The sequence below is a fragment of the Ostreiculturibacter nitratireducens genome (genome assembly GCF_032670585.1).
Lineage (GTDB): Bacteria > Pseudomonadota > Alphaproteobacteria > Rhodobacterales > Rhodobacteraceae > Ostreiculturibacter > Ostreiculturibacter nitratireducens.
On record NZ_JAVQHL010000005.1, the window covers coordinates 52,536 to 72,614 of the forward strand.

23 protein-coding genes and 1 pseudogene are annotated in these 20,079 nt (G+C 67.1%); 11 read left to right on the plus strand and 13 right to left on the minus strand.

Annotation, left to right across the window (positions count from 1 at the left end):
• Positions 1–4: 4 nt before the first annotated feature.
• Positions 5–466: an Lrp/AsnC family transcriptional regulator gene (locus ABCN56_RS18950; protein WP_343082406.1), complete on the minus strand. Its 462-nt coding sequence runs from the start codon at positions 464–466 to the stop codon at positions 5–7.
• Between the two features lie 138 nt (positions 467–604).
• Here ABCN56_RS18950 and cobA point away from each other — a divergent pair, with 138 nt between their 5' ends.
• The 6 genes from cobA (at position 605) to ABCN56_RS18980 (ending at position 5,380) form a co-directional block, all read left to right on the plus strand.
• Positions 605–1,390 carry a uroporphyrinogen-III C-methyltransferase gene (gene cobA / locus ABCN56_RS18955; RefSeq protein WP_343082407.1) on the plus strand — a complete coding sequence of 262 codons (786 nt, stop codon included), beginning with the start codon at positions 605–607 and terminating at the stop codon, positions 1,388–1,390.
• The gene (locus ABCN56_RS18960) at positions 1,390–1,698 is read left to right on the plus strand and encodes a DUF2849 domain-containing protein (RefSeq protein WP_343082408.1); all 309 of its coding nucleotides are present in this window, start codon (positions 1,390–1,392) and stop codon (positions 1,696–1,698) included. The genes cobA and ABCN56_RS18960 overlap by 1 nt, the downstream gene beginning before the upstream one ends.
• Positions 1,691–3,361: a nitrite/sulfite reductase gene (locus ABCN56_RS18965; protein ID WP_343082409.1), complete on the plus strand. Its 1,671-nt coding sequence runs from the start codon at positions 1,691–1,693 to the stop codon at positions 3,359–3,361. The genes ABCN56_RS18960 and ABCN56_RS18965 overlap by 8 nt, the downstream gene beginning before the upstream one ends.
• Positions 3,351–4,100, plus strand: coding sequence for a phosphoadenylyl-sulfate reductase (locus ABCN56_RS18970; RefSeq protein ID WP_343082410.1), 750 nt, complete (start codon positions 3,351–3,353; stop codon positions 4,098–4,100). Before ABCN56_RS18965 ends, ABCN56_RS18970 begins: the two co-directional genes overlap by 11 nt.
• A gap of 12 nt (positions 4,101–4,112) precedes the next feature.
• A complete protein-coding gene (locus tag ABCN56_RS18975; protein ID WP_343082411.1) occupies positions 4,113–4,484 on the plus strand; it encodes a DUF934 domain-containing protein in 372 nt (123 codons plus the stop codon).
• Positions 4,485–4,552: 68 nt separating this feature from the next.
• The gene (locus ABCN56_RS18980; RefSeq protein ID WP_343082412.1) at positions 4,553–5,380 is read left to right on the plus strand and encodes a ferredoxin--NADP reductase; all 828 of its coding nucleotides are present in this window, start codon (positions 4,553–4,555) and stop codon (positions 5,378–5,380) included.
• A gap of 75 nt (positions 5,381–5,455) precedes the next feature.
• Here the strand turns inward: ABCN56_RS18980 and ABCN56_RS18985 are convergent, their stop codons facing one another.
• The gene (locus tag ABCN56_RS18985) at positions 5,456–5,944 is read right to left on the minus strand and encodes a hypothetical protein (protein ID WP_343082413.1); all 489 of its coding nucleotides are present in this window, start codon (positions 5,942–5,944) and stop codon (positions 5,456–5,458) included.
• Between the two features lie 120 nt (positions 5,945–6,064).
• Here ABCN56_RS18985 and infC point away from each other — a divergent pair, with 120 nt between their 5' ends.
• From infC to ABCN56_RS19000, 3 genes are read left to right on the plus strand one after another with little or no spacing between them, the layout of a single operon-like run.
• Positions 6,065–6,646, plus strand: a complete 582-nt coding sequence (gene infC, locus ABCN56_RS18990) for a translation initiation factor IF-3 (RefSeq protein WP_425466128.1) — start codon at positions 6,065–6,067, stop codon at positions 6,644–6,646.
• Positions 6,643–6,792: a hypothetical protein gene (locus ABCN56_RS18995; RefSeq protein WP_343082414.1), complete on the plus strand. Its 150-nt coding sequence runs from the start codon at positions 6,643–6,645 to the stop codon at positions 6,790–6,792. The genes infC and ABCN56_RS18995 overlap by 4 nt, the downstream gene beginning before the upstream one ends.
• A 43-nt stretch (positions 6,793–6,835) precedes the next feature.
• A complete protein-coding gene (locus tag ABCN56_RS19000) occupies positions 6,836–7,423 on the plus strand; it encodes a hypothetical protein (RefSeq protein ID WP_343082415.1) in 588 nt (195 codons plus the stop codon).
• A 22-nt stretch (positions 7,424–7,445) separates the two neighbouring features.
• Here the strand turns inward: ABCN56_RS19000 and ABCN56_RS19005 are convergent, their stop codons facing one another.
• The 10 genes from ABCN56_RS19005 to ABCN56_RS19050 all read right to left on the minus strand — a co-directional run bounded on the left by ABCN56_RS19005 (position 7,446) and on the right by ABCN56_RS19050 (position 17,758).
• Entirely contained in the window at positions 7,446–8,657 is a 1,212-nt protein-coding gene (locus ABCN56_RS19005; RefSeq protein ID WP_343082416.1) for an ABC transporter permease, read from the minus strand.
• 1 nt (position 8,658) lies between these two features.
• Complete coding sequence (locus tag ABCN56_RS19010; RefSeq protein ID WP_343082417.1) at positions 8,659–9,366, minus strand: ABC transporter ATP-binding protein; 708 nt, start codon at positions 9,364–9,366, stop codon at positions 8,659–8,661.
• Positions 9,367–9,371: 5 nt separating this feature from the next.
• On the minus strand, positions 9,372–10,631 hold the full coding sequence (locus ABCN56_RS19015; protein ID WP_343082418.1) for an efflux RND transporter periplasmic adaptor subunit: 1,260 nt from the start codon (positions 10,629–10,631) through the stop codon (positions 9,372–9,374).
• A 182-nt stretch (positions 10,632–10,813) separates the two neighbouring features.
• Positions 10,814–11,566 carry a hypothetical protein gene (locus ABCN56_RS19020; RefSeq protein WP_343082419.1) on the minus strand — a complete coding sequence of 251 codons (753 nt, stop codon included), beginning with the start codon at positions 11,564–11,566 and terminating at the stop codon, positions 10,814–10,816.
• Between the two features lie 143 nt (positions 11,567–11,709).
• Positions 11,710–12,501 (minus strand): FAD binding domain-containing protein, encoded by a 792-nt coding sequence (locus tag ABCN56_RS19025; protein ID WP_343082420.1) that lies wholly within the window; start codon positions 12,499–12,501, stop codon positions 11,710–11,712.
• Between the two features lie 30 nt (positions 12,502–12,531).
• The gene (locus ABCN56_RS19030) at positions 12,532–13,017 is read right to left on the minus strand and encodes a (2Fe-2S)-binding protein (protein ID WP_343082421.1); all 486 of its coding nucleotides are present in this window, start codon (positions 13,015–13,017) and stop codon (positions 12,532–12,534) included.
• A 99-nt stretch (positions 13,018–13,116) separates the two neighbouring features.
• The gene (locus tag ABCN56_RS19035) at positions 13,117–14,115 is read right to left on the minus strand and encodes a molybdopterin-binding protein (RefSeq protein ID WP_343082422.1); all 999 of its coding nucleotides are present in this window, start codon (positions 14,113–14,115) and stop codon (positions 13,117–13,119) included.
• The gene (locus ABCN56_RS19040) at positions 14,115–15,095 is read right to left on the minus strand and encodes an XdhC family protein (RefSeq protein WP_343082423.1); all 981 of its coding nucleotides are present in this window, start codon (positions 15,093–15,095) and stop codon (positions 14,115–14,117) included. Before ABCN56_RS19040 ends, ABCN56_RS19035 begins: the two co-directional genes overlap by 1 nt.
• Before the next feature lie 238 nt (positions 15,096–15,333).
• Positions 15,334–15,852, minus strand: a complete 519-nt coding sequence (locus ABCN56_RS19045; RefSeq protein WP_343082424.1) for a DUF1203 domain-containing protein — start codon at positions 15,850–15,852, stop codon at positions 15,334–15,336.
• Positions 15,853–15,928: 76 nt separating this feature from the next.
• The gene (locus ABCN56_RS19050) at positions 15,929–17,758 is read right to left on the minus strand and encodes an OmpA family protein (RefSeq protein ID WP_343082425.1); all 1,830 of its coding nucleotides are present in this window, start codon (positions 17,756–17,758) and stop codon (positions 15,929–15,931) included.
• Between the two features lie 182 nt (positions 17,759–17,940).
• Here ABCN56_RS19050 and ABCN56_RS19055 point away from each other — a divergent pair, with 182 nt between their 5' ends.
• On the plus strand, positions 17,941–18,969 hold the full coding sequence (locus ABCN56_RS19055) for an AbrB family transcriptional regulator (RefSeq protein ID WP_343082426.1): 1,029 nt from the start codon (positions 17,941–17,943) through the stop codon (positions 18,967–18,969).
• Here ABCN56_RS19055 and ABCN56_RS19060 read toward each other — a convergent pair.
• Positions 18,941–19,840, minus strand: coding sequence for a LysR substrate-binding domain-containing protein (locus ABCN56_RS19060; RefSeq protein WP_343082427.1), 900 nt, complete (start codon positions 19,838–19,840; stop codon positions 18,941–18,943). The two genes, ABCN56_RS19055 and ABCN56_RS19060, sit on opposite strands and share 29 nt — an antisense overlap.
• A 106-nt stretch (positions 19,841–19,946) precedes the next feature.
• Here ABCN56_RS19060 and ABCN56_RS19065 point away from each other — a divergent pair.
• Positions 19,947–20,079: pseudogene (locus tag ABCN56_RS19065) on the plus strand (acyl-CoA dehydrogenase); the annotation flags it as partial.

A 20,079-nucleotide genomic window follows, 5' to 3' on the forward strand; every position in this document is an offset into this window, starting at 1 on the left:
CCGGTCAAAGCGGAAGAAGCGTCGTCGACTTGATCTCCTCCATCGAGAGAAGCGCGGTCACGTTGTATATCTTCACCTCGGAGATCAGCGCCTGGTAGAAACTGTCGTAGGCCCGCGCGTTCTTCACCCGGACCTTGAGGATGTAGTCGATATCCCCGGCAAGCCGGTGCGCCTCCATCACCTCGGGGCGGGCCTTGAGCGCGTCGAGGAATTTCCGCTGCCACTCGACCTCGTGCTCGCTCGTGCGGATCAGCACGAAGAAGCAGGCCTCCAGCCCGAGCGCCTCGGGATCGAGAATCATGGTCTGGTGGCCGATCACGCCGGCCTCCTTGAGTTTGCGGATCCGGTTCCAGACCGGCGTCTTCGAGGACCCCACCTTCTTCGCGATTTCGTCGAGGGATTGCCCCGCGTCCTCCTGAAGTTCCGCGAGGATTTTCCTGTCCATCTGATCTATCCGGACTGCCATTCGCCATTCCCTCCGTCTCGGGGACGCTCGTTTCTGCCAGCGCAGAATAGAGAACATTCGTTCTTATATGCAAGCCATACTAGCGCATATGTGGAACATTTTTCTATATTGGCCGCAGAAAAACCGGAAGGAAAGCCGATGCGCCAGACCACCGCCACCTTGGCCCCCGCTCCCGGCCACGTCGTTTTCGTGGGCGCCGGCCCTGGCGACCCCGAGCTTCTGACGCTCCGCGCCGCGCGCGCGCTGGCGGAAGCCGACATCGTGCTTCACGACCGCCTCGTGGGCGAAGGCGTCCTCGCGCTCGCGGGGGCTCAGGCCACGCTCGTCGAGACGGGCAAGGAGGGATTTGGCCCCTCGATGCTGCAGGAGGACATCACCGCGATGATCCTCGCCTTCGCCCGCGCCGGCCGGAACGTGATCCGGCTCAAGTCCGGCGATCCGGGTGTCTTCGGCCGCCTCGACGAGGAGACCGAAGCCCTGGCGGAAGCGGGCATCGCCTACACGGTCGTTCCGGGCATCACCGCAGCCTCCGCCGCGGCCGCCGAGATCGGGCAGAGCCTGACGCGGCGTGGCCGCAACGGCAGCCTGCGCATCCTGACCGGCCACGACGTCAGCGGCTTCGCCGAGCAGGACTGGAAAAGCCTCGCGCGCGGTGGCGAAGTCGCCGCGATCTACATGGGCAAGAAGGCCGCGCGCTTTCTCCAGGGGCGCCTGATGATGCACGGCGCCGCGCCGGAAACGCCGGTGACGCTCGTCGAAAACGCCTCGCGCGCCGATCAGCGCATCCGGGTCGCGACCCTTGCCGATCTTCCCGCAGCCGCCGAGGGCCTCGGCGGTCCCGCCGTGATCCTCTTCGGCCTCGCGCCCCGCGCGGCCAACCTGTCCGCGCTTCCCGCAGTTCCAGACATCAAGGAGGCCCTTTGATGAGCCGCCGCTTCACACCCAAGGTCGTCACCGCGAACGCCCTCGTCGAGGGCGACGTCGTCTACCTGACCGCCGACAACCGCTGGACCCGCCTCCACGGCGAGGCGGAACTGATCGAGGACGAGGCCCACGCGGCGCTCCGCCTGCTCAAGGCCGAGGCGCAGCGCGACCGCGTCGTGGGCGTCTACCTCGCCGACGCGCGCCGGGGCCCGAACGGCCCCGAGCCCGTCCATTTCCGCGAAGCCTTCCGCGCGAAGGGACCTTCCAACTACCGGCACGGCAAACAGGAGCTCGACCGGAATGTATGACTATACCGAATTCGACGAGGCCTTCGTCCGCAACCGCGTCGCGCAGTTCCGCGCCCAGGTCGAGCGCCGCATCGACGGCTCCCTCACCGAGGACGAATTCCGGCCGCTCAGGTTGATGAACGGTCTTTACCTCCAGCTTCACGCCTACATGCTGCGCGTGGCGATCCCCTACGGGACGCTCAATTCGCGCAAGATGCGCCAGCTGGCAACGATCGCGGATCGCTGGGACAAGGGCTATGGCCACTTCACCACGCGCCAGAACATCCAGTTCAACTGGCCGAAGCTCGGCGAGGTTCCGGACATTCTGGAGGCGCTGGCCGACGTCGGCATGCACGCGATCCAGACCTCCGGCAACACGATCCGCAACGTGACGGCCGACCACTTCGCAGGTGCCGCCGCGGACGAGATCGCCGACCCGCGCCCGGTCGCGGAACTGATCCGGCAGTGGTCTACCGACCACCCGGAGTTCCAGTTCCTGCCGCGCAAGTTCAAGATCGGCATCACCGGCAGCCCGAACGACCGCGCCGTGACCCGCGCCCATGACATCGGCCTGCGCATGGTTCGCGCCGACGACGGTGCGCCGGGGTTCGAGGTCATCGTCGGCGGCGGCCTCGGCCGGACGCCCATGCTCGGCAAGGTCATCCGTCCCTTCCTGCCGAAGGCGGACCTCCTGCCCTATCTCGAGGCCATCGTCTCCACCTACAACCTCATGGGCCGGCGCGACAACAAGTTCAAGGCGCGGATCAAGATCACCGTCTTCGAGAACGGCCTGGACACGTTCCGCGACGAGGTCGAGGCCCGGTTCGCCGTGACCCGCAAGGCGTTCAGCGGCGTCGACCAGGAGGCCCTTGCCGGGATCGAGGCGCATTTCGCCCCGCCCGCGTTCCGCAAAGTGCCCGAAACGGCATATGACGCGGCCATTGCCACCGATGACGCGTTCCGCGACTGGGCAGAAAAGAACCTCGCCGCCCATCGCGCGCCGGGCTACGCGATCGTCACCATCTCGCTCAAGGCGCACGGGGAAACCCCCGGCGACGCGACCTCGGCGCAGATGCGGCTGATCGCCGACCTCGCGGAACGCTACGGACACGACGAGATCCGCATCAGCCACGAACAGAACGTGGTCCTGCCGCATGTCCACAAGTCGGACCTGCCGGCGATCCATGCCGCGCTGGCCGAGGCCGGACTGGCCACCGCCAATGTCGGGCTTCTCTCCGACATCATCGCCTGCCCCGGCATGGATTACTGCGCGCTCGCGACCGCCCGGTCGATCCCGGTCGCGCAACAGCTTGCTACCCACTTCAAGGCCATCGGCCTCGAAGAGGAAATAGGCCAGCTGAAGATCAAGATCTCGGGCTGCATCAACGCCTGCGGCCATCACCACGTGGGCCATATCGGCATCCTCGGCCTCGACCGCGCGGGGGTGGAGAACTACCAGATCACGCTCGGCGGCGACGCGACGGAAGCCGCAGCGATCGGCGAACGGGCTGGCCCCGGCTTTGCCTATGACGAGATCGTTCCGGCGATAGAGCGGCTGCTGCGCGCCTATCTCCAGGTTCGGGCAAGCCGCGAGGAAAGCTTCATCGAGGCGTTCCGCCGCCTTGGGCCGCAGCCCTTCAAGGCCGCGCTCTATCCCGGCGAGGTGGAGCAGGATGCCGCTTGAGGCTCCCCTTCCGCCCGTCGCCGAGCGGGTGGCCGCGCTCAACGACCGCTATCGCCACCACGGGGCGACAGCGGTCCTCGAGCGCGCGTTCTCCGACCCGGAGGTCGGGCGCGTGGCGCTCGTGTCCTCCTTCGGGGCGGAATCCGTGGTGCTCCTGCACCTCGTCTCGGTGCTCGCGCCCGCAACCCCGGTGCTCTTCATCGACACCGAGATGCTGTTCCCCGAGACGCTCGCCTATCAGCGGCAGATCGCGGAAAGCCTGCCCTTGACCGGTATCCGTGTGATCAGGGCCGACCCTGCCGCCCGCGCAGTCGCGGACCCGGACGGGACGTTGCACAAGGCCAATCCGGACGCATGCTGCGCGCTTCGCAAGACGGAGCCGCTGGAACGCGCACTGGAGCCGTTTGACGCCTGGATCACCGGGCGAAAGCGCTTCCAGGGCTCGACCCGCGCCACGATCGACTTCTTCGAGGCCGAAACCACATCGCGGATCAAGGTCAACCCGCTGGCCCACTGGGGCCGCGAGGACCTCGAGGACTACATCGTCAACAACCGCCTGCCGCGCCACCCTCTGGTGGCGAAGGGCTATCCCTCGATCGGCTGCGCCCCCTGCACCACCCCTGTCGCGGCCGGTGAGGACCCGCGGTCCGGCCGCTGGCGGGGAAGCGAAAAGACCGAATGCGGCATTCACTTCATCAACGGAAAGATCGTGCGCGGCCCGATCGGCGCCGAAACGTAAGGAGACATCAGCATGAGCGTTATCGTGCGTGACAACGGCTTCCATGCCGAGGACTGGACCGGCGACATCATCGACATCGCCCCCGATACGAAGCCCGAGGCCCTGCCCGCCAACCTCGGCGGCGACGTTCTCGTGCGCGTCGCCTTCCCCGCCTTTTCGGACGGCCGCGGCTTCACGCTGGGCCGCCTCCTGCGCGCCGAGGGCTTCACCGGCCGCCTGCGGGCCGCGGGCCACGTCATCGCGGACCAGTATACGATGGCCCGCCGGTCGGGCTTTGACGAGGTGGAGATCTCCGACGACCTCGCGGCCCGCCAGCCCGAGGACCAGTGGCGTTTTCGCGCGGACTGGCGTGCCTACGACTATAGGTCGCGGCTCGCCGGTTGATCCCGGGCTTCCGCCAAACCGCAAACTGCCCTAAATAAAGGACGGGCCGCGAGGCGCCCGCTGTAGAGATGACTGACCAGAGATCCGTGAACGACGCCGCCGCCACCCCCGTCCGAGCCCTTCCCGACGCGCAGACCGTCACGCAGGTCCAGCACTGGACTGACCGGCTGTTCTCGTTCCGGGTGACCCGTCCGCAATCGCTCCGCTTCCGCTCGGGCGAGTTCGTGATGATCGGGCTCCTGGACGACAAGGGGAAACCGCTGCTGCGCGCCTACTCGATCGCCTCGCCCTCCTGGGACGAAGAGCTCGAGTTCTATTCGATCAAGGTGCCGGATGGCCCGCTGACCTCGCGGCTCCAGCACATCCAGCCCGGCGACCAGATCATCCTGCGCCCGAAGCCCGTTGGAACGCTCGTGCTCGACGCGCTCCTGCCAGGCAAGCGGCTGTGGTTTCTCGCCACCGGCACGGGCATCGCGCCCTTCGCCTCGCTCATGCGTGATCCCGAGACCTACGAGAAATACGACGAGGTCATCATGATGCACACCTGCCGGACCGTCGCGGAACTCGCATACGGTCGCCAGTTGGTGGAAAGCCTGAAGGACGACCCGCTGATCGGGGAAATCGTCGGCGACAAGCTCAAGTATTATCCCACGACCACTCGGGAAGAGAGCCCGCTCATGGGCCGGATCACCGACAACCTGACCTCCGGCAAGGTGTTCGAGGACCTCGGCATCAAGCCGATGGACCGCGAACACGACCGCGCCATGGTTTGCGGCTCGCTTGCCTTCAACGTGGACGTGAAGGAAGTCCTTGAGGGCTTCGGCCTGCGCGAGGGCGCAAACTCGGACCCGAAGGAATACGTGGTCGAGAAAGCCTTCGTCGGCGACGGTATCTGATCCGACATCCCGTCATGACAAGGAAAAAGGCCGCGCGGATCACTCCGCGCGGCCTTCGACTTTCCAGCCTTGGGATCAGAGGCCGAGCGTGGCCCGAACCTGCGCCAGAGCGGCCGACAGCGCCTCGGGGCTGTCTTTCGCGGCGTCCACGGCGGCCTTCAGCGTCGCCTTCGTCGCGTCGTCGAGGTTCGAACCGTCGATGGCGGCGGCAACCGCTTCGGCATTGAAGTTCGCCGGGTCGAGAACATCGGCGACCGAGTCCGCAGCTTCCGTCGCGGCGTCCGCAGCAGCCTCAGCGCCTTCGGTCACGGCCTCGGCGGCGGCTTCGGCGCCCTCCGTCACAGCCTCGGCAGCGGATTCGGCAGCCTTGGCGGCTTCTTCCTCGGCCGCTTTGGCGGCGGCCGCAGCCTCCTCCTCGGCCTTCTTCGCAGCGGCAGCAGCCTCTTCTTCGGCCTTCTGCGCGGCCGCCGCGGCTTCCTGCGCAGCCTTCTGCTGCGCGTAGTAGTAATACCCGCCGCCGGCGAGAACGGCGAGGATGACGATGATGACGATGGATCTCTTCATGGTCTTTCCCTTGATGGGTCCGGGCATCGGACCTTCGACGCGCGCTATGGCAGAGCAGGCCAGAAAAGGAAAGGGAGGGCGCATGAATCCGGGTTGAATCGGCCATTTCCCGCGTTTACCTTGCGCGCCAATCAAATCCTCAACGATAGAAGGAACTTCGCCATAGCCCGCAGACCTCACAGCGCCCCGCCGCAACGCGACACCGGCCCGCGAGTCAACGAACGAATCCGTGCCCCCGAAATTCGCCTGATCGGTGCCGATGGCGAGAACGTCGGGGTTGTGACTCCAGCCAAGGGGTTGGCCCTGGCCGAAGAAGCGGGTCTCGATCTGGTTGAAATCTCGCCGAACGCCACGCCGCCGGTCTGCAAGATCATGGACTACGGCAAGTTCAAGTACGAGACCCAGAAGAAGGAAGCCGAAGCGCGCAAGAAGCAGAAGATCATCGAGATCAAGGAGATCAAGTTCCGTCCCGGAACCGATACCCACGATTACGAGGTCAAGATGCGCAACGTGCTGAAGTTCCTCGAGAATGGCGACAAGGTGAAGATCACGCTCCGCTTCCGTGGCCGCGAAATGGCGCACCAGGAACTGGGCGTCGACCTTCTGAACCGGGTCGCGGCCGATGTGGCGGAACTCGGCAAGGTTGAACAGATGCCGAAGCTCGAAGGCCGCCAGATGGTGATGATGATCGCCCCGAAGTGATCGCCACCGACAAGACGAACAAACGCCCGCAGCCGCGGGCGTTTTTCGTTTCGGCGCGCGACGAGGGCCGCGGCGGCGGAAACACGGCGCCTCTGCCCCGCGCCGATCCGGCCCGAAAACTCGACAACGCGTCGATGACGCGCTAGCACCTTCCCAAACGTATCCACGAAGCGTCCGACGGAAATGACGATGATCTCCAGATTCGCGCACCTTCTGTCGCTGCTGGTGGTGCTCGTCGCCGGTGGCTGCGCGATGTCGCCGGATGGTCCGCCGCCGACACAGGAACAGGAAATCTCGGAGCTGGCCGAGGAAATCCGGTCCTTCGGGCCCGAAGTCGATCCCGAAGAGGCGCAGCGGGCCGCGCGGATCGCATTCGAATATTCACACCAGCTCGCGCGTGAATATCAGGTGACCGATCCACCGCTGATCCACAACACGAAGGTCAATCTCGGCCTGCGCCCGCGCGGGCTTTGCTACCAGTGGGCAGACGACCTTGAGGCGCGGATGCGGCAGGAGGATTTCCGCACCCTCGCGCTCCATCGCGCCATCGCCAACTCGGGCAACCCGCTCCGGATCGATCACAGCACGCTGATCGTCAGCCGCAGCGGGGATGGCATGTTCGAGGGCGTGGTGCTGGATCCCTGGCGGAACGGCGGCGATCTGCACTGGTCGCCGACGCTCGAGGACAGCCATTACAGGTGGCGGCCACGCGCGGAAGTCTTCGAGGAACAGCTTCGGCGCCAACGCTTGCGCGAAAGGCAGACCGCCGCGGGGTGAACGGCCGTCGGGCCTGCGCCCCTTACTCGTGCCGAAGCGCCTCGATCGGGTCGAGCCGCGCCGCGCGGCGAGCCGGGAAATATCCGAACACGATCCCGATCAGCGCCGAGAAGCCGAAGGCAAGCAGGATGATGAAGGGATCGGGAGAGAATGGCACGTTGAGGAGGTTCGCCCCCACCGCGCCGAGCCCGAGCCCGAGAAGGATCCCGAGCGCCCCGCCGAGAAGCGACAGCACGATCGCTTCCACGAGGAACTGCATCAGCACCTGGCGTTCCTCGGCGCCGACGGCGAGCCGGATGCCGATCTCGCGCGTGCGTTCCGTGACGGAAACGAGCATGATGTTCATGATCCCGATCCCGCCGACAAGCAGGCTGACAGCGGCGACCGCCGATAGAAGCCCCGTCAGGACGTTGGTGATCCCCGTCAGCACCGAGGCGATCTGCTTCATGTCGAAGACGTTGAAATCATCCTCTTCGTCCAGACCGATCCGCCGCCTTTCGCGCATCAACCTCTCGATCTCGCCCTTGGCCTTGTCGGTGGAATAGCCGTCCTTCACCGCAACGTAGATCAGGGGCACGTCGTTGTTCCCCGCGACCCGCCGCTGGAATGTCTTGAGCGGGATCAGGACGAAATCGTCCTGATCGGTGCCGAAGCTCGACACGCCCTGCTCCTCCATCACGCCGATTACCTTGCAGGAGATGGTTTTCAGCCGCATCGTCTGGCCGGCCGGATCGCCGGCGCCGAAAAGCTCGCGGCGGACGGTCTCCCCCAGGACGCAGACGGAGGCGCCGACGCGAAGCTCGCTTTCGAAGAACGGGCGGCCAAGCACCACCGGCATGTCCCGCGCCTCCAGATAGCGGGTGTCGGTGCCTATGACTGTGGTCGACCGGTTCTCGTTTCCCGCGATCGCGGTCATCATCCGCGTATTGGCGGGCGCCGCCACGCGCACGCTCGCGATCTGGTCCTGTATCGCGTCCACGTCCCGCACGTCGAAACTCGCCGCCGCGCCGCTCGTCCCCCCGGGTCCGTGCGGCCCCTGCCCCGGCCGCACCACGAGAAGGTTGCGCCCGAGTTTCGCCACGTCCGATGTCACCTGCTCGGCCGAGCCCTGGCCCACCGTCACCATCGCGATCACGGCACCCACGCCGATCACCACGCCGAGGATCGTCAGGAACGACCGCAACGCGTTGCGGAAGATGGCCTGGACAGCGAGGCGGATCGTCTCCCACAGCATCTCAGGCCGCCCCTTTCGCCGGGCCGTCGTTCTCGATACGGCCGTCGAGGAAGTGGATCAGCCGGTGCGCGTAGGCCGCCATCTCGGTCTCGTGCGTCACCATGACGATGGTGATCCCCTCGTCCCGGTTGAAGCGCGTCAGGAGGTCCATGATCTCACGGCTGCGCGCGGTATCGAGGTTGCCGGTCGGTTCGTCCGCCATGATCACCGCGGGCCGCCCGACAATCGCGCGGGCGATCGCCACGCGCTGCTGCTGGCCACCGGAAAGCTCCGAGGGGTCGTGGCCTTCGCGGCCGCGAAGCCCGACCTTGTCGAGCGCGTCCAGCGCAAGCGCGCGCCTCTCCGCCGCGCCGACGCCCTTGTAGATCAGGGGCAGTTCGACGTTCTCAAGCGCCGTTCTCCGGGCGAGCAGGTTGTAGCCCTGGAAGACGAAGCCGATGTAGTTCCGCCGCAAGAGCGCGCGCTGGTCGCGGGTGAGTTTGCCCACATCCGCGCCGAGGAAATGGTAGGTCCCGTCCGTCGGCGTGTCGAGGCAGCCCAGAAGGTTCATCGCGGTGGACTTTCCCGACCCGCTCGGCCCCATGATCGCGACGAATTCGCCCTCGCGGATGGTCATGTCGACTTCCGACAGCGCGCGCACCCGCGCCGCGCCGGTGCCGTAGACCTTCGAGATGCAGGAAAGCGAGATGAGCGGCGCGGCCTCTCCCATCGCCGTTACGGCTCCTCGACGACGTCGGTGATGGCGAGGTCACCCTCGGCAAGGTCTCCTTCGGTGACGACGCTTCTAACGCCGTCCGTGGCGCCGGTGCGTATCGACACGGGAACCGCCGCGCCGTCGCGCAGCACCCAGACGGTCCGCGTGCCGTCCGCCGCGGGCGCCTGTACGGTCTCCTCCCCCGGCGGCTGCCGCGGCATCAGGAGGCCCAGAAGCCCGCCCCCGCCCTGCTTGTCGTCGTCCGCTTCGAGCGGGGGCGAGAAGCGAAGTGCCGTGTTCGGGATGAGGACCGCGTCGGTGATCTCCTCCGCGACGATCTCCGCCGTGGCGGTCATTCCCGGTCGCAGCAGAAGCTCTGAATTGTCGATGATCAGTTCCGCCTCGTAGGTCACGACCCCTTCCACCGTCTGCGGCGCGTAGAGGATCTTGGCGATCTCGGCCGGGAAGACCCGGTCCTGATAGGCCTCGACCGTGAAGGTGGCGCGATCGTCGACATGCACGCTCGCCACGTCCGCCTCGTCGATATCGACGCGAAGCTCCATCTTCGACAGGTCTTCCGCGATCGTGAACAGGACCGGCGCCTGAAGCGATGAGGCGACGGTCTGGCCCACGTCCACGTTGCGGCCCAGGATGACCCCGTCGATCGGAGAACAGATGCACGCCTTGGCGAGGTTCGTCTCCTCGTAACGCAGATCCGCTTCCGCGACCTTGGCATCGGCCCGCGCGATCTCGGCGCTCGCCTCGGCGCGGGCAAGGGCCGCCTGCGAGGATTGCAGCATCTGCAACGACACGACGTTCCGGTCGGCCAGTTCCTTGACGCGTTCGTAATCCTCCAGCGCCTCCCCCAGCGTGGCCTCCGCCTCCGTCACGCGCGCAAGCCGCGCCGCGAGTGTCGCGCGGCTCCGCTCCATCGAGGCTTCGAGCTTCTCGGTGTCGAGTTCGGCCAGGACCTGCCCTTTCCTCACGACGTCGTTGCTGTCGGCGCGGACCGATTTGACCGTGCCCGAAAGTTCGCTTGATACCTCGACGAGGTTCGTGGGCTCGACCGTGCCAGTGGCCGTGACCGTCACCGTCAGGGCCCCCCGTTGCACGGGCGAGGTGGAATAGATCGTCGCGGCCTCCCCGGCACCTCGGGTGTAGAGATACCAGCCCGCACCTGCGACCAGGGCGATGATGACGCCCGCGGTCACCCCACGCCGCCAGCGCGAATGCGGTCGGGCGCGCGCGAGAACCTCGTCGATGTCAGGTCTGTCGGTCATTCCGCCCGCGCCTCCTTCGGATCGCGGGAACCCTACGGCTGACGATCAGGAGCTGCCTTGATCCGCGTCAAAGGCGCTGCTGGGGCCATGAGGACCCACTGAAGGGTCCGGCCCGGCTTCGTCTGCGTATCGCCCGGCATTGCGCCGATCCGCCATGCATCCCGGCGGAGGTCCGGCCAGATTCAGTCAATCTCCAGATCGCACCGAAAACGCCTGATGCTCGTCGTCAGTCTTTCAGGCGCGGCGATCAGGTAGAGGCCCCGAGAGTGGTCTCGGTCCAGTATCTCGTGGTCCGCCCCGACCGCCAGACGGATATCCGCATCGGCCATAAGGCAGCCCTCCCCGGCCTCGATGACGACATCGGCGCCCGAACTCTTCGCGCCGACGGCACCGTCACCGTCCTTCCCGCTGATGGCGTCACCCGAACACCCGGTGCCGCGAAGCCACGCGCCAGAAACCGCGTCATAGTCGAAGAGACACGGGCCGACGATGATGGATTCAAGCGGCTCTGTCTGGCGGAGCCCTATCACGCGACGGATGAGGGACATCCGGCAACCCCGGGTCGTCGTGCAGAGTTCCTCGATGACCGCTTGATCGAGGCGGAGGGAAGAGGCGCGCCCTGTCTGGCGTGCGTCAAGCGTGAACGTGGCGCTTCCAATTCGCCTGCCCTCCTCCACCGTTACCTTTCCGTTGTCGTTGAGGTAGGGCACCGGCATTTCCGCGACGAGGCGCTCATATTCGGGGACGATCCGTTCCAGTTCTTCCTGTCGCTTCTTCAGGTCGTCGATTTCTGCGAGCAGGCAGAGGAAGAAACTGCGCGGAGGGATTTCTTCGGAGACGACGCCGGGCCTCGGGCTGGGCAACCTGCACTCCCTGGAATCTGCCTGCGTGGCGCCGATCAGGAATAAGATCGCACCGAGTATCGCCAACCGCATGGTCCCACCCCCCTTCGGTCATGCCTAATGGCAATCCGGGGGCGGTGCCTTGATTGATCTCAATTCGCGATGATCCGGTTTGCCGTTCGACCTCGGCCAAAGGACGCAAATCGCGCGTTCCCTCAACGCGGCCGCCAGACCCGTCAGCGCGCCGCCGCGACAGCCCTCGCGGTCATGACGCCGACAAGGTGGGCGCGGTATCCAGGCGTGCCGTGCAGGTCCGCGATCATGCCATCGGCCGAGGGCGCAAGGCCCTTTACCGCCTCCTCCGCAAAGCTTTTGGACAGCGCCTTCTCTGCCTCGCTCCAGCGGAAGACGCCTTCCTCCGACGCGCCTGTCACTGCGACGCGCACTCCGCCCTTGAACTTCGCCACGAATACGCCGACGAGCGCAAAGCGCGACGCCGGCTGGCGGAACTTGGCGTAAGCGGCCTTCTCCGGCACGGGGAAGCGGACCTCGGTGATGATTTCGCCGGGTTCCAGCGCAGTGGTGAACATGCCTTCGAAAAAGTCGTCCGCTGCGATCCGGCGGATGTTCGTCACCAAGGTCGCGCCCGCCCCCAGCACCGCCGCCGGGTAGCAGGCCGCCGGGTCGTTGTTGGCAAGCGACCCGCCGATCGTGCCGCGGTTGCGCACGGCGGGGTCGCCGATCCCACCCGCAAGTTCCGCCAGCGCGGGGAATATCTCCGCCGTCTCCTTCGCCACCGCCGCATGCGTCGTCCCGCCGCCCACGGCGACGGAGCCGTCATCAGCCCGGCAAACGCCCTTGATCTCCGCTATCCCGTTGAGGCTCACCAGTACCGCGGGCGCCGCAAGCCGCTGTTTCAGCGCGGGGATCAGCGTCTGGCCACCGCCAAGCGGCATCGCGTCCTCGGCCTCGAGCGCCGTCAGCGCCTCGGCGAGGGTCGCGGGTTTCCTGAACTCGAATTCGTACATCGACTGCCTCCCTGCCCGGCAAGGGCCCGCTCACTCGGCCGCGAAGGTGGACACGTCCTGACCTGACGCGGCCAGAACCGCCTTGACGATATTCTGATACCCGGTGCAGCGGCAGATGTTCCCCTCGAGGTAGTGCCGCACCTCGGCCTCCGTGGGCTTCGGGTTCTCGGCCAGAAGAGCCGCCGCCGACATCACCATCCCCGGCGTGCAGTAGCCGCACTGAAGCCCGTGATGATCACGAAACGCCTGCTGAAGCGCGCCGAGAGAGCCTTCTGCGTCGGCCACCCCCTCGATGGTGACCACGTCGGCCCCTTCCAGGTCGGCCGCGAAGACGGTGCAGGATTTCACCGCCATGCCGTCGACATGCACCACGCAGGCTCCGCATTGCGACGTGTCACAGCCGACATGGGTGCCCGTCAGGCCCAGCCCCTGCCGCAGGTAGTCGACGAGCAGCGTGCGGCCCTCGACATCGCCGGACACGCTTTTGCCATTCACGGTCATCGTGATCTTCGCCATCACATCCCACCTGATGAATTCGGCCCAATAGACCATGCGACCAGCGCTTTGAGAACACCCTTCATGGGACCAGGCGGGCGATTTCCGGCCACGCACATGTCAGCCCTCGCGCGGCTGCGGCCTGATCGGGATCTCCTTCAAGAGCCCGCCGACGCCCATCGCGGCGATGTCGTCGTCTGAGATATCGAGCCCGCAGGCGATGCGTTCGAGCACCCAGTCCGCGCCATTGAGCGCGGGAGAGCGCGCGCAGCCCGGCAGGCCGATCACCGGGCGTCCGCCGAACTTTCCGTGAAACAGGAGGTTGCCGGGATCGACCGGCATACCGAAACGCGCCACCGTGCCGCCGGCGCGACGGACGGCTTCCGGACCGTCGTCATGCAGGTCGGAGGTCGCCGAACCCGTCAGGATGAGAAGGACGTCGCCCTGAAGCCTTTCCAGGGCCGCCGCCATCGCCTCCCTCTCGTGCGGCACCATCACACAATCGGCAAGCGCAATGCCCAAGGCCCTGAGCCTGCCCTCGACCGCCTTGCGGCCCTTTTCATTCAGGGTCCCGGCCTGTCCCGGAACCTCCGTCAGCATCAAGCCCGCCGAACGCAGCGCGACCGGCCGCACCGCCAACGCTCCCGCCGCCGCCGCGCAGGCCGTATCGAGCGCCGCGCCCGGCACCGCGTAGCTGATGATCTTGACCGTTCCGACAAGCGTGCCCTTCGCCACCCGCACATGCGGCGCGACGGTCGCGAGCGTGATCGCCGGGTCCACCCGATTCAGCGCGTGGACCTTGTCCACGTCGATGGTGGCGATGCCCGGACCAAGGGCCTTCAGGTTGACCCGCCCCGCATGCGGGGCCGTCAGCATGAGCCCCGCCTCCTCTGGATCGGGGACGAGCGCGCGGGCCAGCCGCTCCGCCGCCAAGTCCTCGGCGACGTCCTCCGGCCCGGGGCGCGCGACGACGACCTCCTCGAAACCCTCCGCGGCAAGGGCCTCGATCTCCTTCGGCCCGAGCACAGTGCCCTTGGCGATCTTCCGCCCCTTCGCTTTGGCCGAATGGGCAAGAATGGCGCCCCCTGCCTGATCGAGCGGAACCGGTCCGAATTCCATCAGCCGAGCCTCAGCCGTTCAGTCACCTCGGCCATGATCGAAACGGCGATTTCCGCCGGGCTCTTCGCGCCGATATCGAGGCCGATGGGGGCATGGATGCGCGAAAGATCCGCCTCGGTGAACCCCGCCTCCGCCAGCCGCGTCACCCGCTTCGCATGGGTGCGGCTGGACCCAAGGCAGCCGAGGTAGAAGACCTCCGAGCGAAGCGCCGCCTTGATCGCCGGGTCGTCGAGCTTCGGGTCATGCGTCAGCGTCACGACGGCGGTTCGCGTGTCGAGCCCGACGGCCGCCATCGCCTCATCCGGCCAGTCGTGACGGATGTCCTCGCCGGGAAAGCGCAGGGAGGAACCGAAGGCCTCCCGCGGGTCGATGAGAACGGGGTCGTAACCGCAGGCCCGCGCCATCGGCAGCAGCGCCTGCGCGATATGCACCGCGCCGACGACGATCATCCTGAGGGGCGGATTGAAGATCGCGACGAATTCCTCTCCTTCCACGCCGGACTTGTCGCCACGAAACCGGTCCGCGAAACCCTCGCCGCGCGGGACCAGGCGCCGTGCCCATGTCGACAGGTCGACGGCATAGGCGAGCGGTCGGCGTTCGGCGCGCGCGGCCACGATCTCGGCGAGCGTCGCTTCGGGCAACGCGTCCAGTTGGTCCCCGACCGGTTCCACCAGCACCCGGATGGTCCCGCCGCAGGCCAGTCCTACGGCAAAGGCGTCGTTGTCCGACACGCCGAAGGTCAGAAGCCGCGGCTGGCCTCCCGCGAGCGCCTCCACCGCCTCCGCGACGACTGCGCCCTCGACGCAGCCACCGGAGACCGAGCCCATCATCTCGCCCTCGCGGGACACGACGAGCTGGCTGCCGATCGGCCGCGGCGCAGAGCCCCATGTCTCGACCACGGTCGCCAGCGCCGCGCCGCGCCCGTCGCGGTGCCACTCAAGCGCGATTTCGGGAATCCGGTCGTAATCCGCAGTATCCATGCTCTCCCCCTTGTCGCGCATACTATGGCCCCAGCCCCTCGACCGCGCCAGAGGCAAGAAAACCACGCGACCTCTTCGTGGGAACATGCGGCGCTGGTCGGGCCGAAAAAAATAACGCTGCGGGTTTCGGCCCGCAGCGCTTTCGGTCTGGCGAGGGAGAGCGCCGACCGTCCGACCGGACACGCAGAGCGGAGGGAGAGCCGCTCGACAGCGATCCGTGTTTCCAGTCAGAATCCAATTACCGCGAAGCGACAGCCTGAACCTTGACCTCGGTCAAATCGGCCGCCCGCGCCCGAAAAATTCGCAACTGGTAGCAGTTGTTCCGCGCCGAACGGACATCCACGAAAGCGACCCGCGGGTCGGACAGGAGTTTCTCTGCATAATCAATCAGTTCCTCTCGGCTCACGACGCGCCCCGTGCCGTAGAGGATCCGGTGGTCCGCCGTGTAGCCTTTGAGCAGGTAGTCCGGACTGGTGGTCAGGATCGGCGGCGGGCCGTCACCGCACCACGACTCGCAATCGCTTTCACAAAGGAAGATCGGTCCGGTTTCGGCATAGGGCTGAACTTCCGGAAACGGCCGGTGCGCCAGGATCAGGTAGCGCTGCCCTGCGGGCACGTTGCACAGGCAATGGCGGCAAGGCACACCTGCCCCGTCCGATACCGGGCCGCGTTCCGGCGCGCGTCCGTAGGCATCCGGCCCGCCCGCGCGGTATGCGCGGGCAAGGCCCGTGTCGATCGGCTGGAACTGCAAGGCCATGGAAACCTCCTTTCGGCTTCCATGACCCTGCGCTGGACCGCCGCTCCCGGCGACCCGGTTCCTGCGTAATGGGCGCCTATTCGGCCACCGCCGACCGCAGGAGGTCGGTGATGCGCCGGACGCTCACGCGCCTGTTGGCTCGCTCGGCGTCCTGGGTGTCGATCTTCAGGAAGGATTCGCCATAGCCCTGCACCACGAGGTTTTCGGGCGGCACCCCGAAATACTCGGTCAGCGCCAGGGCCACGGATTCGGCCCGACGGTCCGACAAGGCAAGGTTGATGGCAGGGCTGCCCACCGCGTCCGTATGGCCCTCGATCAGGAACACCTCCCGCGGGTTCCGGGCGATCATGTCGGTGATGAGCCCGCCAAGATCGGCGAGCGCGCGCGCCTGGTCGGGCTCGATGGCGGCGGAACCCGTATCGAAGGTGATCGCGTCGAGGTCGATCACCGGAACGAGGGCTCGCACCTCGGGGATCGCGCGCACCTGCGCCAGCGAGAATCGCCGGTCGAGCGCCGCCTCCCGCTCAAGCGCCGCCCGCAGGGCCTCTTCCCGCGTCATGCCAGTGTAGTCGGGCTGCGGCGCCGGACGGGGAAGCGCGCGGATATCGACCGGCTCCACCTCGTAGGTGTCGTCGATCAGGATCGTCTCGCGGCCATCGGCATCGTAGTGCACCCGGCGGATGACGCGCAGTTCCGGGTCACGGATGGTGACGATGCGGCTGCCGTCGTCGCGCGTGACCGTGGTGAGGGTCGAACCGTCGTCGAAGGTGCGCGTCTCGACCCGGCTGCCGGGCTGGCGCAGGAGCACGTTGTCGTCCTTCAGGACTTCATAGCTGCCATCGTCGCGGGTCACGACGACGCGGTCGCCCGAGCTCAGTTCGACTCGGCGGTTGTTGGAAAGCATCGCCCCGACGGCAACAGCGCCAACGCCGATCAGGAGCGCCTTCTCGAAGTCGCTGAGACCGTCGCGCTTGCGTTTTTCCGTGACCGCAGCTCCGCTGACCGTCGTATCGAAATCCTCGGCGGAGGAGCGGGAAGTCTCCTCGGTGACGACTTCCTCGACCACCTCCGCTGCGGCCTCCTGCGCGGCCTCGTTGTCGATCACGGCAAGAGCCGCCGCCTCGGGCACGACGCCCGCCGCCGCTTCTTCGGCCGCTGCCATCGGTTCCGCCGGTGTCGGCGCCTCGGCGTCGGCGGCTTCGGCATTGGCCGGGGCAGTCTCTTCGGCCGTCACTTCGGGCGCGGCCTCTGTCTGTTCCTCCGTTTCGGCGGGTGCGGCTTCCGCCGGTTCCTCTGCGGCAGCAGCCTCTTCTGCGGCTTTGGCCTCCGCTTCCGCGGCGGCAGCCTCTTCGGCGGCCTTTGCCTCGGCCTCGGCAGCGGCTTCCGCGGCGGCAGCCTCTTCGGCGGCCTTTGCCTCGGCCTCGGCAGCGGCTTCCGCTTCCGCCGCGGCAGCCTCTTCGGCAGCCTTTGCCTCGGCCTCGGCGGCAGCTTCCGCTTCCGCGGCGGCAGCCTCTTCGGCAGCCTTTGCCTCGGCCTCGGCGGCGGCTTCCGCTTCCGCGGCGGCAGCCTCTTCGGCAGCCTTTGCCTCGGCCTCGGCGGCGGCTTCCGCTTCCGCGGCGGCGGCCTCTTCGGCAGCTTTTGCCTCGGCCTCGGCGGCAGCTTCCGCTTCCGCGGCGGCGGCCTCTTCGGCGGCCTTTGCCTCAGCCTCGGCGGCCGCGGCGGCTTCAGCCTCCTCCTGCGCCTTCAGCAGCTCGTTCGCCGGATCGCCCTCCGCGCAGGGCGGCTCGGACCCATCCGAGCAAAGGATCGGCGCCCCAGCATTGCCTTCCTGCGCCGCAAGCGGCATCGGCATGATGAGAGAAAGGCTGGCCACGAGGGCGGTGGTCGTCTTAAGCATGGGGCGCATCAGCGAACTCCTGGAACTATTTCCGACCGATAATTACCCGAAGCTGGAGCAAGCGTAAGGGCATGGAATAACTTCCTCGTGACTGGCCGGGTCGACTTGCGGTTATCCGCCAATCCGGCAGGGCGCGATACACTTCGATCGCCCTCTTGCGGGGCGGAAGGTCTGCACTTATGCGCAAAGCCATGCGAAGAGCCCCGCCCCGCCTCCTGACGCTCGTTGCCGCCGTGCTCGGAACGGCGGCCTTCCTGGCGGGCGGCTTGCCGCTTCCCCTCCTCCTCGGCCCGATGCTGGGCTGCCTCGTCTTCGCGCTGGCCGGAGCGCCCCTGAAGGGGATGGGCACGCTCGGCACCTTCATGCGCACCTTCCTTGGCGTGGCCATCGGCGCGACCGTCACGCCCGAATTCCTGCGAGAGCTTCCCTCGCATGGGCCGACGCTGATGATGGTTCCGGTCTTCGTCCTCGTCATCGGCGGCATCGGCTACCCGTTCTTCCGCCGCGTCATGGGTTTCGACCATCCGACCGCCTTCTACTCCGCGATGCCGGGTGGTTTGCAGGACATGCTGATCTTCGGCGAGGAGGCGGGCGGCGACGTGCGCGCGATGAGCCTTGTCCACGCCACGCGTGTCCTCGTGATCGTGACCGCGGCGCCGTTCCTTCTGACCTTCGTCTACGGCGCCAACCTGACACGGCCTCCCGGCGTCCCGTTCTCCGACGTCCCCCCGAACGAACTCGCGCTCATGGTCGCGGCGGGCCTTCTGGGCTGGAAAGGGGCGGAGCGGATCGGGCTTTTCGGAGCATCGATCCTGGGGCCGCTGATACTGACCGCCATGTTGAGCCTCTCGGGCTTCATCAACCAGCGGCCGCCCGCCGAAATCATATGGGCCGCTCAGTTCTTCATCGGGATCGCGGTCGGGTCAAAATATGCCGGCATCACCGCCAGGGAGCTTCGCGTGGACGTTGGCGCGGGCTTCGCCTTCGCCGCGCTCCTCGCTCTGATCTCGCTCGGGTTCATCGAGGTCGTCCAGGTCGTCTCGGGCGCACCGTTCCTCGACGTGATGCTGTCGTTCCTGCCCGGCGGCCAGGCAGAAATGGCGGTGATCGCCATCGTCACCGGTGCGGACGTGGCCTTCGTCGTCGCGCACCACCTTTTACGCATCTTCGTCGTGATCCTTTCGGCCCCGGTCATTGCCCGGTTGCTCGGGCCTCGCTGAGGATCCAGTCGCGGAAGCTGCGGAAGGCGGCGATTTCCTCGCTGCGTTCGGGATAGTGCAGCGCGTAGGGCGTTCCCGTCACCATCGACCGGCGGGAGGCAAGGCGGAGGGTACCGGAGGCGAGTTCGCCACGGACAAGGATCTCGGGGACCAGAGCCACGCCAAGCCCGGCCCTCGCGGCGGCAAGCACCATGCCGAACTGTTCCATCCGGGCCCCCCTCAGGATCGTGATCGGATCGAGCCCCGCGTCGAGGAACCAGTCGAGCCAGAGATTGGGCCGCGTCGCCTGCTGGAGAAGCGGCAGCCGCGCCAGCGCCTCGTCCTCCAGGGGCTCGGCGCCCGGCAGGAGCGCGGCGGATGCCACGACGACGAGCCGTTCCTCGAGGAGCGTTTCGGACCTGATCCCCCGGCCCCGAGGCGCGCCCCGCAGAATCGCGAGGTCCCGCGGGTCGCGCTCGAAATCGAGGGGACCGAGCGTCGCGCTCATATCGAAGGTCACGTTCGGCGCCAGGGCGGCGAAGCGCGACAGGCGGGGGATCAGCCAGACGGCCGCGAAGGTCGGCAGCGAGGCGATGCGCAGCACGTCGCGATGGCCGCCGAAGGCCATGACGGTCAGCGCGGCGGAATCGAGGTCTGCCAGAAGGCGCTCCGCCTCGGGAAACATCGCGCGGCCCGCGTCCGACAGAACGAGCCGCTGCCGCACCCGGTGGAAGAGCCGGACGCCCAGCCGCGCCTCGAGACTGCCGAGCGCCCGGCTGATCGCGCTCTGCGTGAGACCGAGAGCCGCTGCGGCGTGGGTGGCGGAACCTTCCCGAGCGGCGGCGCAGAAGGCCTGCAACTCTGGCAGGGTGGGCGTGTAGGCGTGGCGCATGGGCTTCCGACTTGATGAGAAATACTCATCAACCTGTAAAGCCTATTCATTTGAAACGGGCAAGCCGACGCCTTAGAAATGCGCCAACCACGGAACGGAGAGACCCATGCCCGCCCTGAAACCCAAGGACGCCCCTGATCTTTCGCGCTTTGACTGGGAGGACGCCTTCCGGCTGGAAGAGCAGTTGTCCGAGGACGAGCGGATGATGCGCGACGCGGCGCGAAGCTATGCGCGGGAGA

What these genes read in the sequence shown, in the direction of transcription:
- ABCN56_RS18950 (WP_343082406.1), bottom strand. Translation starts at nt 466, where the DNA reads ATGGCAGTCCGGATAGATCAGATGGACAGGAAAATCCTCGCGGAACTT.
- cobA (WP_343082407.1), top strand. Translation starts at nt 605, where the DNA reads ATGCGCCAGACCACCGCCACCTTGGCCCCCGCTCCCGGCCACGTCGTT.
- ABCN56_RS18960 (WP_343082408.1), top strand. Translation starts at nt 1,390, where the DNA reads ATGAGCCGCCGCTTCACACCCAAGGTCGTCACCGCGAACGCCCTCGTC.
- ABCN56_RS18965 (WP_343082409.1), top strand. Translation starts at nt 1,691, where the DNA reads ATGTATGACTATACCGAATTCGACGAGGCCTTCGTCCGCAACCGCGTC.
- ABCN56_RS18970 (WP_343082410.1), top strand. Translation starts at nt 3,351, where the DNA reads ATGCCGCTTGAGGCTCCCCTTCCGCCCGTCGCCGAGCGGGTGGCCGCG.
- ABCN56_RS18975 (WP_343082411.1), top strand. Translation starts at nt 4,113, where the DNA reads ATGAGCGTTATCGTGCGTGACAACGGCTTCCATGCCGAGGACTGGACC.
- ABCN56_RS18980 (WP_343082412.1), top strand. Translation starts at nt 4,553, where the DNA reads ATGACTGACCAGAGATCCGTGAACGACGCCGCCGCCACCCCCGTCCGA.
- ABCN56_RS18985 (WP_343082413.1), bottom strand. Translation starts at nt 5,944, where the DNA reads ATGAAGAGATCCATCGTCATCATCGTCATCCTCGCCGTTCTCGCCGGC.
- ABCN56_RS19000 (WP_343082415.1), top strand. Translation starts at nt 6,836, where the DNA reads ATGATCTCCAGATTCGCGCACCTTCTGTCGCTGCTGGTGGTGCTCGTC.
- ABCN56_RS19005 (WP_343082416.1), bottom strand. Translation starts at nt 8,657, where the DNA reads ATGCTGTGGGAGACGATCCGCCTCGCTGTCCAGGCCATCTTCCGCAAC.
- ABCN56_RS19010 (WP_343082417.1), bottom strand. Translation starts at nt 9,366, where the DNA reads ATGGGAGAGGCCGCGCCGCTCATCTCGCTTTCCTGCATCTCGAAGGTC.
- ABCN56_RS19015 (WP_343082418.1), bottom strand. Translation starts at nt 10,631, where the DNA reads ATGACCGACAGACCTGACATCGACGAGGTTCTCGCGCGCGCCCGACCG.
- ABCN56_RS19020 (WP_343082419.1), bottom strand. Translation starts at nt 11,566, where the DNA reads ATGCGGTTGGCGATACTCGGTGCGATCTTATTCCTGATCGGCGCCACG.
- ABCN56_RS19025 (WP_343082420.1), bottom strand. Translation starts at nt 12,501, where the DNA reads ATGTACGAATTCGAGTTCAGGAAACCCGCGACCCTCGCCGAGGCGCTG.
- ABCN56_RS19030 (WP_343082421.1), bottom strand. Translation starts at nt 13,017, where the DNA reads ATGGCGAAGATCACGATGACCGTGAATGGCAAAAGCGTGTCCGGCGAT.
- ABCN56_RS19035 (WP_343082422.1), bottom strand. Translation starts at nt 14,115, where the DNA reads ATGGAATTCGGACCGGTTCCGCTCGATCAGGCAGGGGGCGCCATTCTT.
- ABCN56_RS19040 (WP_343082423.1), bottom strand. Translation starts at nt 15,095, where the DNA reads ATGGATACTGCGGATTACGACCGGATTCCCGAAATCGCGCTTGAGTGG.
- ABCN56_RS19045 (WP_343082424.1), bottom strand. Translation starts at nt 15,852, where the DNA reads ATGGCCTTGCAGTTCCAGCCGATCGACACGGGCCTTGCCCGCGCATAC.
- ABCN56_RS19050 (WP_343082425.1), bottom strand. Translation starts at nt 17,758, where the DNA reads ATGCGCCCCATGCTTAAGACGACCACCGCCCTCGTGGCCAGCCTTTCT.
- ABCN56_RS19055 (WP_343082426.1), top strand. Translation starts at nt 17,941, where the DNA reads ATGCGAAGAGCCCCGCCCCGCCTCCTGACGCTCGTTGCCGCCGTGCTC.
- ABCN56_RS19060 (WP_343082427.1), bottom strand. Translation starts at nt 19,840, where the DNA reads ATGCGCCACGCCTACACGCCCACCCTGCCAGAGTTGCAGGCCTTCTGC.